The organism is Pluralibacter sp. (genome assembly GCF_019237635.1).
In the GTDB taxonomy this organism is placed as follows: domain Bacteria; phylum Pseudomonadota; class Gammaproteobacteria; order Enterobacterales; family Enterobacteriaceae; genus Enterobacter_B.
Window position 1 is genome coordinate 16,054 of the sequence record NZ_JAFAGS010000122.1, and the last position, 12,856, is coordinate 28,909.

Annotated in this window: 10 protein-coding genes; 9 read left to right on the forward strand and 1 reads right to left on the reverse strand. The window is 57.3% G+C overall.

Features of this window, described 5'->3' with window-relative positions:
• Positions 1-23: 23 nt before the first annotated feature.
• The 8 genes from flgE (at position 24) to flgL (ending at position 8,320) form a co-directional block, all read left to right on the forward strand.
• Positions 24-1,232, forward strand: coding sequence for a flagellar hook protein FlgE (flgE, locus tag JO226_RS14370; RefSeq protein ID WP_293600617.1), 1,209 nt, complete (start codon positions 24-26; stop codon positions 1,230-1,232).
• A gap of 20 nt (positions 1,233-1,252) precedes the next feature.
• A complete protein-coding gene (locus JO226_RS14375; RefSeq protein ID WP_293600619.1) occupies positions 1,253-2,008 on the forward strand; it encodes a flagellar basal body rod protein FlgF in 756 nt (251 codons plus the stop codon).
• 13 nt (positions 2,009-2,021) lie between these two features.
• On the forward strand, positions 2,022-2,804 hold the full coding sequence (gene flgG / locus JO226_RS14380; protein ID WP_013366695.1) for a flagellar basal-body rod protein FlgG: 783 nt from the start codon (positions 2,022-2,024) through the stop codon (positions 2,802-2,804).
• 75 nt (positions 2,805-2,879) lie between these two features.
• Positions 2,880-3,578, forward strand: coding sequence for a flagellar basal body L-ring protein FlgH (locus JO226_RS14385; RefSeq protein WP_293600622.1), 699 nt, complete (start codon positions 2,880-2,882; stop codon positions 3,576-3,578).
• 11 nt (positions 3,579-3,589) lie between these two features.
• Positions 3,590-4,687: a flagellar basal body P-ring protein FlgI gene (locus JO226_RS14390; protein ID WP_293600624.1), complete on the forward strand. Its 1,098-nt coding sequence runs from the start codon at positions 3,590-3,592 to the stop codon at positions 4,685-4,687.
• Positions 4,688-5,638, forward strand: coding sequence for a flagellar assembly peptidoglycan hydrolase FlgJ (gene flgJ, locus JO226_RS14395; RefSeq protein WP_293600626.1), 951 nt, complete (start codon positions 4,688-4,690; stop codon positions 5,636-5,638). It begins immediately after the preceding gene.
• A gap of 74 nt (positions 5,639-5,712) precedes the next feature.
• On the forward strand, positions 5,713-7,356 hold the full coding sequence (flgK, locus tag JO226_RS14400; RefSeq protein ID WP_293600628.1) for a flagellar hook-associated protein FlgK: 1,644 nt from the start codon (positions 5,713-5,715) through the stop codon (positions 7,354-7,356).
• Positions 7,357-7,369: 13 nt separating this feature from the next.
• Entirely contained in the window at positions 7,370-8,320 is a 951-nt protein-coding gene (gene flgL / locus JO226_RS14405) for a flagellar hook-associated protein FlgL (protein ID WP_293600630.1), read from the forward strand.
• A gap of 197 nt (positions 8,321-8,517) precedes the next feature.
• Here flgL and rne read toward each other — a convergent pair whose 3' ends face one another.
• Positions 8,518-11,646 (reverse strand): ribonuclease E, encoded by a 3,129-nt coding sequence (rne, locus tag JO226_RS14410; protein WP_293600632.1) that lies wholly within the window; start codon positions 11,644-11,646, stop codon positions 8,518-8,520.
• A 598-nt stretch (positions 11,647-12,244) separates the two neighbouring features.
• On the opposite strand from rne, the gene rluC reads away from it, so the two are divergent.
• The coding region (gene rluC / locus JO226_RS14415) for a 23S rRNA pseudouridine(955/2504/2580) synthase RluC (protein WP_293600634.1) at positions 12,245-12,856 on the forward strand (612 nt) is incomplete at its 3' end.

The following is a 12,856-nucleotide window of genomic DNA, read 5'->3' on the forward strand; positions in this document are numbered from 1 at the left end:
CTAACCTTATCAGGAGTTAAGACATGGCGTTTTCTCAAGCGGTCAGCGGTCTGAATGCTGCGGCCACTAACCTCGATGTAATTGGTAACAACATTGCCAACTCCGCGACCTATGGCTTTAAGTCAGGCACCGCGTCCTTTGCCGATATGTTCGCCGGTTCCAAAGTGGGCCTCGGCGTTAAAGTCGCGGGGATCACCCAGGACTTTACCGACGGTACAACCACCAACACCGGCCGCGCGCTGGATGTGGCCATTAGCCAGAACGGTTTCTTCCGCCTGGTGGATACCAATGGCTCTGTCTACTACAGCCGCAACGGTCAGTTCAAACTGGACGAAAACCGCAATCTGGTGAACATGCAGGGCCTGCAGCTGACGGGCTACCCGGCAACCGGTACGCCGCCGACCATCCAGCAGGGGGCGAACCCGGTACCGCTGAGCGTGCCAAACACCCTGATGGCGGCGAAAACCACCACCACCGCGGCGATGCAGATCAACCTCAACTCAACGGATAAAACGCCGAGCGTCACGCCGTTTGATGCGACCAACGCCGACAGCTATAACAAAAAAGGCAGCGTAACGGTATACGACAGTCAGGGTAACGCCCATGACATGAACGTCTACTTTGTGAAGAGCGCGGACAACACCTGGGACGTGTATACCCAGGACAGCAGCACCAACGCCGCTTCGCCGACCACGCCGTCCACGACGCTGACCTTCGACACCAACGGCAACCTGCTGAGCGGCGGCACGGTGAATATCACCACCGGAGCGGTGAATGGCGCCACACCGGCGACCTTTGCCCTGAGTTTTGCCAACTCGATGCAGCAAAACACCGGCGCGAACAACATCGTGGCGACCAACCAGAACGGCTATAAGCCGGGCGATCTGGTGAGCTACCAGATTAATGATGACGGTACTGTAGTGGGTAACTACTCCAACGAACAGACCCAGGTGTTGGGCCAGATAGTATTGGCGAACTTCGCCAACAACGAAGGTCTGCAGTCTGAAGGCGACAACGTCTGGTCGGCGACCCGGTCCTCCGGCGTGGCGCTGCTGGGTACCGCAGGGACCGGCAACTTCGGCAAGCTCACCAACGGCGCGCTGGAAGCTTCGAACGTCGATCTGAGTAAAGAACTGGTGAACATGATTGTCGCCCAGCGTAACTATCAGTCTAACGCCCAGACCATCAAAACCCAGGATCAGATCCTCAACACGCTGGTTAACCTGCGCTAATCGCCTGACGGGACGGATTAATGGATCACGCAATATATACCGCGATGGGCGGGGCCAGCCAGACGCTGGACATGCAGGCGGTAACCGCCAGCAACCTCGCCAATACCTCAACGCCGGGGTTTCGCGCGCAGCTTACCGCGCTGCGCGCCGTGCCGGTGGTGGGGCAATCCGTGCCGACGCGTACGTTGGTTGCGGGCTCAACGCCGGGCGCCGACATGACGCCCGGACAGCTGGATTACACCGCCCGCCCGCTGGACGTCGCGTTACAGCAGGACGGCTGGCTGGCGGTGCAAACGGCCGATGGCTCCGAAGGCTATACCCGTAACGGCAACATCCAGGTGACGCCGACCGGACAACTGACGATTCAGGGCAACCCGGTGATCGGCGAAGCCGGTCCAATAGCGGTACCGGAAGGGTCGGAGGTCACTATCGCGTCCGACGGTACGATTTCGGCGCTCAACCCGGGCGACCCGGCAAACACCATCGCGCCGGTAGGCCGCCTGAAAATGGTGAAAGCGACGAATGCCGAAGTGATCCGCGGCGATGACGGTATGTTCCGTCTGAGCGCTGCCGCACAGGCGACCCGAGGCCCGGTATTGCAGGCCGATCAAAGCGTTCGCTTGCAGTCTGGCGTTCTGGAAGGCAGTAACGTGAAAGCCGTTGCCGCCATGGCGGACATGATATCCAGCGCCCGTCGTTTCGAAATGCAGATGAAGGTGATCAGCAATGTCGACACGAACGAGCAAAAAGCTAACCAGTTGCTGTCTCTGAGCTAATAACAGGAAAACTATGATCAGTTCATTATGGATAGCCAAAACCGGCCTGGACGCGCAGCAAACCAATATGGACGTTATCGCCAACAACCTGGCGAACGTCAGTACTAACGGTTTTAAGCGTCAGAGAGCGGTATTTGAAGACCTGCTGTATCAGACCGTGCGTCAGCCTGGCGCGCAGTCTTCTGAGCAGACGACGCTGCCGTCCGGTCTGCAAATCGGTACCGGCGTGCGTCCGGTTGCCACCGAACGTCTGCACTCCCAGGGCAACCTGTCGCAGACCAACAACAGTAAAGATGTCGCGATCAAAGGCCAGGGCTTCTTCCAGATCCTGCTGCCGGACGGTACTTCCGCGTATACCCGCGACGGTTCTTTCCAGGTGGATCAGAACGGCCAACTGGTGACCGCAGGCGGCTATCAGGTTCAGCCGGCGATTACGATTCCGGCGAATACCCTGAGTATCACTATTGGCCGCGACGGCGTGGTCAGCGTGACCCAGCAGGGGCAAACCAATCCGGTGCAGGTCGGACAGTTAAACCTGACCACCTTTATGAACGATGCCGGTCTGGAAAGCATTGGTGAGAACCTCTACACCGAAACGCAGGCCTCCGGCGCGCCGAATGACACGACGCCGGGTCTGAACGGCGCCGGGCTGCTCTACCAGGGCTACGTTGAGACTTCCAACGTTAACGTTGCCGAAGAGCTGGTTAATATGATCCAGGTGCAGCGAGCGTATGAAATCAACAGTAAGGCGGTCACCACGACCGACCAGATGCTGCAAAAACTGACGCAACTGTAACGGGCTCATCAGGCTTTATGGCGTAACCGGTGCAGGAAACCCTGCACCGGCTCTTTGATTCAGAAGATGAAAGCAATGCAAAAATCCGCAGCGTTCCGATATCCGTTTATTGTCGCACTGGCGTTAGCTCAGGCCGGATGCGCCTGGGTTCCCTCTAAGCCGCTGGTGGAAGGGGTAACGACAGCACAACCCACTCCGGGTCCAATGCCGACGGTCAACGGGTCCATTTACCAGACTGCCCAGCCTATCAACTACGGCTATCAGCCGCTGTTTGAAGACCGACGCCCACGCAATATCGGCGATACGCTAACCATTGTGCTGCAGGAAAACGTCAGCGCTTCCAAGAGCTCGTCGGCGAATGCCAGCCGCGATGGCAAAACGAATTTTGGCTTCAGCACCGTGCCGCACTATCTCGAAGGCCTGTTTGGCAATGCGCGCGCCGATGTGGATGCCTCTGGCGGCAACACCTTTAACGGTAAGGGTGGCGCAAATGCCAGCAACACCTTCAGCGGTACGCTGACGGTCACCGTCGATCAGGTGCTGGTGAACGGTAACCTGCACGTTGTCGGTGAAAAACAGATAGCGATAAACCAGGGGACGGAATTTATCCGTTTCTCTGGCGTTGTTAACCCACGCACCATCAGCGGCAGCAATACCGTACCGTCGACGCAGGTGGCAGACGCGCGTATCGAGTACGTGGGTAACGGCTACATTAACGAAGCGCAGAATATGGGTTGGTTGCAGCGTTTCTTCCTTAACTTATCGCCAATGTAACGAGGTGAGATATGTTTAAAACCCTGGTTGGCATTGCTCTGGTTCTGGTCGCGGGTTTCGCCCAGGCGGATCGTATTCGTGACCTCACCACCGTGCAGGGCGTGCGGGAAAACTCGCTGATTGGCTATGGCCTGGTCGTGGGGCTTGATGGTACGGGCGACCAGACTACCCAGACGCCATTCACCACACAGAGCCTGAACAACATGCTATCGCAGTTGGGGATCACGGTGCCTGCGGGTACCAACATGCAGTTGAAAAACGTGGCGGCGGTGATGGTAACGGCGCAATTGCCCGCGTTTGGGCGCCAGGGACAGACTATCGACGTGGTGGTCTCCTCCATGGGTAACGCCAAAAGTCTGCGCGGCGGTACGCTGCTGATGACCCCGCTTAAAGGGGTGGACAGTCAGGTCTACGCGCTGGCGCAAGGTAACATTTTAGTCGGCGGCGCGGGTGCGTCCGCAGGCGGCAGCAGCGTGCAGGTCAACCAGCTTAACGGTGGACGTATCACCAATGGCGCCACTATCGAACGCGAGCTGCCGAGCCAGTTTGGCGCGGCGAACACCATCAATTTGCAGCTGAATGACGATGACTTCGGTATGGCGCAGCAGATTGCCGACACCATCAACCGTCGCAGCAGCTATGGCAATGCCACTGCGCTGGATGCCCGTACCGTGCAGATCCACACGCCATCAGGCAACAGCGGGCAGGTGCGTTTGCTGGCCGATATCCAGAACCTGGAAGTGAACGTCACGCCGCAGGATGCGAAGGTCATTATTAACTCGCGTACCGGCTCGGTGGTGATGAACCGCGAGGTGACGCTGGATAGCTGCGCTGTGGCGCAGGGTAACCTGTCGGTGACGGTCAACCGTCAGGCGCAGGTCAGCCAGCCGAATACCCCGTTCGCGGGCGGTTCAACAGTGGTGACGCCGCAAACGCAGATCGATCTGCGTCAGAGCGGGGGATCGTTGCAGAGCATTCGCTCCAGCGCCAACCTGAACAACGTGGTGCGGGCGCTCAATACGCTGGGAGCCACGCCGATGGATCTGATGTCGATTCTGCAGTCTATGCAGAGCGCGGGATGCCTGCGCGCCAAACTGGAAATCATCTAAATGCTGGGTGATAGCAAGCTGCTCGGCAGCGCGGCCTGGGATGCCCAGTCGCTGAACGAACTGAAGATGAAAGCGGGGCAGGATCCGCAGGCCAATATCCGGCCTGTGGCTCGCCAGGTTGAAGGCATGTTCGTTCAGATGATGCTCAAGAGTATGCGCGACGCGCTGCCGAAGGACGGCGCGTTAAGCAGTGACCAGACGCGCCTGTTCACCAGTATGTACGATCAGCAGATTGCTCAGCAGATGACGGCAGGCAAAGGGCTTGGCCTTGCCGACATGATGGTAAAACAGATGGCGGCCGCGCAAGAGCAGCCCGCTGAACAATCCGGACAGGTGCCGCTGAAGTTCGACCTGGAAACCGTCACCCGTTACCAGAACACCGCGCTGACCCAAATGGTTCGCAAGGCGATGCCCAAAGCGCCAGCGGCATCCGATGCGGATGTTTCTGGCGACAGCAAAGACTTCCTGGCGCAGTTGTCGCTGCCAGCGAAACTCGCCAGCGAACAGAGCGGTATTCCACATCACCTGATTCTTGCCCAGGCGGCGCTGGAATCCGGGTGGGGACAACGGCAAATTCGCCGTGAAAACGGCGAGCCGAGCTTTAACCTGTTCGGTGTTAAGGCCTCTGCGGACTGGAAAGGGAAGGTGACGGAAATCACCACCACTGAATATGAAAACGGTGAGGCGAAGAAGGTGAAAGCCCGCTTCCGCGTATACAGTTCCTGGCTCGAAGCGCTGTCCGATTATGTCGGCTTGCTAACCCGAAACCCGCGTTATGCGGCGGTCACTGCGGCGGCGACGGCGGAGCAGGGCGCACAGGCGTTGCAAAAGGCCGGCTACGCGACCGACCCGAACTATGCCCGCAAGCTTACCAGCATGATTCAGCAGTTGAAATCCATGGGGGAAAAGGTAAGCAAGACCTACAGCAACGATATTGAAAATCTGTTCTGACAAGTCTCAAGTTTGCCCGGCCGTGACCGATAACTGAGTGCAGGACCCACGTCTCGAAGAATAAAGGAACATCCATGTCCAGTTTGATCAATAGCGCAATGAGCGGGTTAAGCGCAGCTCAGTCGGCGCTGAATACCGTGAGTAACAACATTGCCAGTTATAACGTCAACGGCTATACCCGCCAGACGACGGTGCTCGCCCAATCAAACAGTACGCTGGGCCCGGGTGGCTGGGTTGGCAACGGCGTCACTGTTACCGGCGTTCAGCGCGAATATAACGCGTTCATCACCAACCAGTTGCGCGCGGCGCAAAACCAGAGCAGCGGATTGACGACGCGTTATCAGCAGATGTCCAAGATCGACGATGTGCTGTCTGATACGACCAATTCGCTGTCGGCGACGCTGCAGGATTTCTTCAGCAGTCTGCAAACCCTGGTCAGTAACGCCGAAGATCCGGCGGCGCGTCAGTCCGTACTCGGCAAGGCGAATGGTCTTGTTAACCAGTTTAAGGTGACCGATCAGTACCTGCGAGATCAGGACAAGCAGGTGAACAGCGCGATTGCATCGAGCGTTGACCAAATCAACAATTACGCAAAGCAGATTGCGAGCCTCAACGATAAAATTTCAAAACTGACCGGCGTGGGCGCAGGTGCATCGCCGAATGACCTGCTGGATCAGCGTGATCAACTGGTGAGTCAGCTTAACCAGATTGTCGGCGTTGAGGTCAACGTTCAGGACGGCGGCACCTACAACATCACCATGGCCAATGGCTACTCGTTGGTGCAGGGGAGTACCGCGCATCAACTCGCAGCGGTACCAAGCAGCGCGGACCCTTCCCGTACCACCGTGGCCTATGTTGATAACATGGCTGGCAATATCGAGATCCCGGAAAAACTGCTGACCACAGGTTCGCTCGGCGGGCTGTTGACGTTCCGCTCTCAGGATTTGGACCAGACGCGTAATAGCCTGAACCAGATGGCGCTGGCGTTTGCTGACGCTTTTAACCAGCAACACGCGAAAGGCGTGGATGCCAACGGCGACCCGGGCAGCAAATTCTTCGATATCGGCAGCCCGTCGGTATTAAAAAATACCAAAAATACGGGGACGGCAAATCTTGGCGCCACCATTACGGACAGTTCCAAAGTCCAGGCGACCGACTACAACGTGAGCTGGGATGGCAGCAACTGGCAGGTGACGCGCCTGTCGGATAATACGAGAGTGACGCCGACCGTAGAGGCAGACGGCAGCCTGAGTTTTGACGGCTTAAACGTCAGCGTCTCCGGCGCGGCGAATAAGAATGACAGCTTCACGGTAAAACCGGTGGCGAATACGATAGTGAATATGGGTGTCGCCATCACTGACGAAACGCAGATAGCGATGGGCATCAATGACGGCAACAGTGGCGAAAGCGATAACCGTAACGGCCAGGCGCTGCTCGATCTGCAAAACAGCAAGCTGGTGGGCGGCAATAAAACGGTTAACGATGCCTACGCGTCGCTGGTGAGCGATGTGGGTAATAAGACCTCGACGCTGAAAGTCAGCAGCACGACGCAGGGCAATGTGGTAACGCAACTTACCAAGCAACAGCAGTCTATCTCTGGCGTCAACCTGGACGAAGAGTACGGCAACCTGCAACTGTTCCAGCAATACTATCTGGCTAACGCCCAGGTACTACAAACGGCCAGCTCGCTCTTTGACGCTCTGCTGAATATTCGTTAAGGAGATCTGAACGATGCGTGTTAGCACATTGATGATGTATCAGCAGAACATGAACGGGATCACCAACTCCCAGTCGACATGGCTGCAGTACGGTGAGCAGATGTCCACGGGTAAACGGGTGAATCGCCCGTCCGACGACGCGATTGCGGCTTCTCAGGCGGTGGTGCTGTCGCAGGCGCAGGCGCAAAACGCGCAGTTTGCCTCTGCGCGCAGTTTTGCCACTCAGCGCATCTCCCAGGAAGAGAACGTGCTGACGCAGGTGACGACGGCGATTCAGTCCGCGCAGGAGAAAATCGTTTATGCTGGCGACGGCACCCTGAGCGACGATGACCGCGCGTCTCTGGCGACGGATTTACAAGGTATCCGTGACCAACTGCTGAACCTGGCAAACAGCCAGGACGGTAACGGTCGCTATATGTTTGCCGGTTATAAAACGGATAACGCGCCGTTCGATACCAACGGAAACTATGTTGGTGGAACGACCAATGTTGAGCAGCAAGTCGATAGCGCCCGCACGATGGTTATCGGCCACACCGGCAATAAAATCTTTGATGCCATTACCAGTAATGCCGTTAAAGAGCCGGATGGCTCGGCATCGGAAACCAACGTCTTCGCCATGCTGGACAGCGCGATTACGGCGCTGAAGACGCCGGTGGCGGATGATGATACCGCTAAGGCGGCAGCCGCTGCCGCGATTGATAAAACAAACCGCGGCCTGCGTAACTCGTTGAACAATGTGCTCTCCGTGCGCGCGGAAGTGGGTACGCAGTTGAATGAGCTGGATAAGCTGGATGCGCTTGGCGACGATCGCAAGCTTAGCCAGACGCAGCAGATGAGCAATCTTGTCGATGTAGACTGGAATGCCACCATTTCTAACTACACGATGCAGCAGGCTGCGTTGCAGGCGTCTTATAAGACGTTCAGCGATATGCAAGGAATGTCACTGTTCCAGTTGAATAAATAAGAAGTCTCTTTTCAGAGCGCGCCATGAAACGGGGTGCGTTCGGTATGCCTGCCCTGGAACACCCCCGGGCGGGCATTTTTTTTATCTGTTTTTGTCTTTGAAGGATGAAGGGAAGAGGCGATGAATGAGCGATGTGAGGGGAAACCGGAATAAAAAAACCGCCTTCAGGTGAAGGCGGTTGGTCTTTTCAGTCGGGCTTACTCCGCTGACTGAGGGCGCGTAGGCTCTGCGGTTGCATGGTTGCTGGCGCTATGACCACCGGCAGCGCCTTTACCATCGAACGCGAAGGTCGGGCGTACCCAGTCGCTGTGACGCGGGGCTTCCGGGATATACTCCGGCGCCGGGGCGCGGGTCATCGGGGCAGTCGCATGCGGGCGCGGCAGAATCGCCGTTGGCTGCGCAACAGGTGTTGCGGCAACACTCACTTCCGGTGCGGCAACGGCCGCGTCAGCCATAGCTTCCACCGCCTGCGGTGCAACAACAGGGGCTTCCTCTACGGTTTCGACGACCACTGGCTCAACGTGGGATTCGACAGGCGCTGGCGCCACGTCTTCTTCCACGGCGTCCTCGACGGCAACCGTTTCATCCTCAGTGACCACAGGCTGTGCGTGTTCAACCACGGAGGCTGTTTCTTCCACAACCGGCGCGGCTTCGACGACCTGCGGCTCGACAACCGCGGCTTGCGCTTCGGCGATCGGTTCTGCAGCAACGACCTCGGCGGCAACAGGCGCTACGATCTCAACATGCTGAACGTCTTCCTGCTCGTGGATCTCTTCGGAAACCTGCTCCTGAGTACGGGCAACCGGATAGCTTACCCACACTTTACCGGACGCCATTTCCGGTGACGCGCAGGCAAACTCCAGTGGCATCGGCGACTGGGTTGGATAGCGTTCGTCACGGTAACGACGACGGCGCTGGCCGCTGACGCGCAGGTGGCGCGGAGAACGGCGTGAACGACGCGGCATACCCGCGGTGTCACGCGCTTCGCCGTTGTCATCCTGCTCAACCGGCGTATCGATGACGGCTGGCAAGTCAACTTTCGCCAGTTCGGTACGCGGCGCAGCAGCTTCAGGTTGAGCGGCGGCTACCGCGGTTTCGATGCTGTCGGCGGCGGACTCAAAACGTACTTTCTGCGACAGCTGACGCGGTTTGCGACGGGCTACCGGCTGAGAACGTTCTTCCTGCTCCGCTTCCTGCATCGGCTGCTCTTCGCGCGACAGCGCTTTCACATCCTGCTGGTTCTGACGTTTTTCGTCATTACGGCGGCGGTTGCGCTCACGACGCGGCTGCTGTTCATCACGGGATTTCGCTTTGTCGGCATCTTCCACGACGTTCTGCGGCTGGCGGGCTTCACGCGTTTCGGCGTTCTGCTGCTGTTTCTCGCGACGGTTACGACGGTTTTCTTCGCGCGCTTCCGTATTCTCAGCACGGTTGTCGTTGCGATCGCTGCGTTCATTGCGGTCACGGCGTTCGTTGCGGTCGCGACGGTTGTTCTGACGCGGCTTACGACGATCCTGCTGACGTTCCTGCTTATCTTCTTTCTTCTCTGGCTGTGCTTCAACCGACGCGGCATCGCTGTCGCTGAACATGCGCTTCAGCGCGGAGAAGAAGCGGGATACCAGGCCCGGAGCGGCGACAGTCGCAGCGGCGGCTACCGGCGCGGCTTTTTTCACCGGCGCTTCAACGACGGCGGTCTCAACCTCAGGAGCAGGCGGAGTGTCCGGCATCACGAAGGTGGCCAGTGCTGGCTGCTCAGGGCGTTTACGCTCGGCAGGCTCTTCGTCAGACGGCAGCGCCATCTCTTCTTCGTACAGTTTCGGCAGCAGATAGCTCAGCGTCTGAGTCTCTTCGCCTTTACGCACGCGCAGTACGGAGTAATGCGGGGTTTCCATCTGATCGTTCGGCACGATAATGCAGCGAACGCCGCCCTGACGGGATTCGATAGCGCTTACCGCATCACGTTTTTCGTTCAGCAGGTAAGAGGCGATCGGCACCGGTACGATGGCGTGAACCTCTTTGGTGTTCTCTTTCAGCGCTTCTTCTTCAATCAGACGCAGAATGGAGAGCGACAGCGATTCGTTGTCACGGACGGTGCCGGTGCCGCTGCAGCGAGGGCAGACGTGATGGCTGGACTCACCCAGTGACGGGCTCAGGCGCTGACGCGACATTTCCAGCAGACCGAAGCGGGAGATGTGGCTAATCTGAATGCGCGCGCGATCCTGACGTACGGCTTCGCGCAGGCGGTTTTCCACAGCGCGCTGGTGGCGAACCGGCGTCATATCGATGAAGTCGATAACGATAAGGCCGCCGAGGTCGCGCAGGCGCAGCTGACGGGCAATTTCGTCGGCCGCTTCCAGGTTGGTGTTGAACGCGGTCTCTTCGATATCGCCGCCGCGGGTCGCGCGAGCGGAGTTGATGTCGATAGCGGTCAGCGCTTCGGTGCTGTCGATAACGATGGAGCCGCCGGACGGCAGGCGCACTTCACGCTGGAAGGCGGATTCAATCTGCGACTCAATCTGATAGTGGCTGAACAGCGGGATTTCACCGGTGTAGAGCTTAATTTTGCTGCTGAAATCCGGACGGCCCAGCGCGGCGATGTGCTGGCGAGCCAGCTCAAGCACTTTCGGGTTGTCGATGAGGATTTCGCCGATATCCTGACGCAGATAGTCACGGAATGCGCGCACGATAACGTTGCTTTCCTGATGGATCAGGAACGGCGCCGGGCGGCTTTCTGCGGCTTTCTGAATCGCTTCCCAGTGCTTCAGACGGAAGCTCAGGTCCCATTGCAGGGCTTCAGCGGATTTGCCAACGCCTGCGGTACGCACGATGAGACCCATGCCGTCCGGCAGTTGCAGGCTCGCCAGCGCTTCTTTCAGCTCGGTGCGATCGTCGCCCTCGATCCGGCGTGAAATACCGCCAGCGCGTGGGTTATTCGGCATCAGCACCAGATAGCTGCCCGCCAGGCTGATAAAGGTTGTCAGCGCGGCGCCTTTGTTGCCGCGTTCTTCTTTATCAATCTGGACAATCACTTCCTGGCCTTCGCGCAGGACATCTTTGATGTTCGGACGGCCATGGGAAGAATAATTAGCGGGGAAGTATTCGCGGGCGATTTCTTTGAGGGGAAGGAAGCCATGACGCTCGGCACCGTAATCGACAAATGCGGCTTCAAGGCTGGGTTCTATACGGGTAATTTTGCCTTTGTAGATGTTCGCTTTTTTCTGTTCATGTCCTGGGCTTTCAATGTCCAGATCGTACAGACGCTGCCCATCAACAAGGGCGACACGCAACTCTTCCTGCTGAGTTGCGTTGATTAACATTCTTTTCATCGTAACTTACTCATTATTCTTACATTGACGACTAAGCTGCGGGCAGAGTAATGCCTTGCCGGGGGTAAACCGATGGCCTCGTGACTGTTCACGTCGCCAACCTCACGGTTGTCGCTCGCTTAAGAGGCGCAGAGTGTCGGTTGCCTGGGTTTCAAATGGAAACGCAGCGCAATTAACAGGGGAAAACAGCCTGGGAGCTTATACCTTAGAAGTATGACGGGTATATCACCAGAGAAGATTCCTTTTACCGGTAAGGACTGCAACCCGCAGCCCGCTAACTGTCTGAAAGATCAATACGTCTTACGCCATTGCTGCGTTGATGATCGGACAGACAAAACTGGTAATTCCGTAAATATCCTTGTTCTAACAAGACTCAACACGGAAAACAGCACCATTATTCCATTGCTAACCTTGTTATAGCAAGATGACTTTTACCTTTTATCACCCGGTTACTCACAGTTTTTTCACCAGCCCAGAGAGATTGTTCTAATAACAAGCAAAATGGTCGATGAAGCCATCTGAGAAACCGAATAATGATAAATATAAGCATAGAAAAATGTGTGGCGCTAATGCGCATCGCTATTTAGAATCGCCCACCATGAAAACTGAGACACCGACCGTAAAAATGGTTGCCATTGCTGCCGATGAGGCAGGGCAACGTATTGATAACTTTTTGCGCACGCAGCTAAAAGGCGTGCCGAAGAGTATGATTTACCGCATTCTGCGTAAAGGCGAAGTGCGGGTGAACAAAAAGCGCGTTAAGCCGGAGTACAAGCTTGAGGCGGGCGATGAAGTGCGCATTCCGCCGGTGCGCGTCGCCGAGCGTGAAGAAGACGCAGTGTCGCCGCATCTGCAAAAAGTTGCCGCCCTGAGCGACGTTATCCTTTATGAGGATGACCACATTCTGGTGCTCAACAAACCGTCGGGCACCGCGGTTCATGGCGGCAGCGGGTTGAGTTTCGGCGTCATTGAAGGGCTGCGCGCGCTGCGCCCGGAAGCGCGTTTCCTTGAGCTGGTGCACCGCCTCGACCGCGATACTTCGGGCGTGCTGCTGGTAGCGAAGAAACGTTCTGCGCTGCGTTCCCTGCATGAGCAACTGCGTGATAAAGGCATGCAGAAGGATTATCTGGCGCTGGTGCGCGGGCAGTGGCAGTCGCATACCAAAGTGGTGCAGGCGCCGTTGCTGAAAAACATCCTGCAAAGCGGCGAG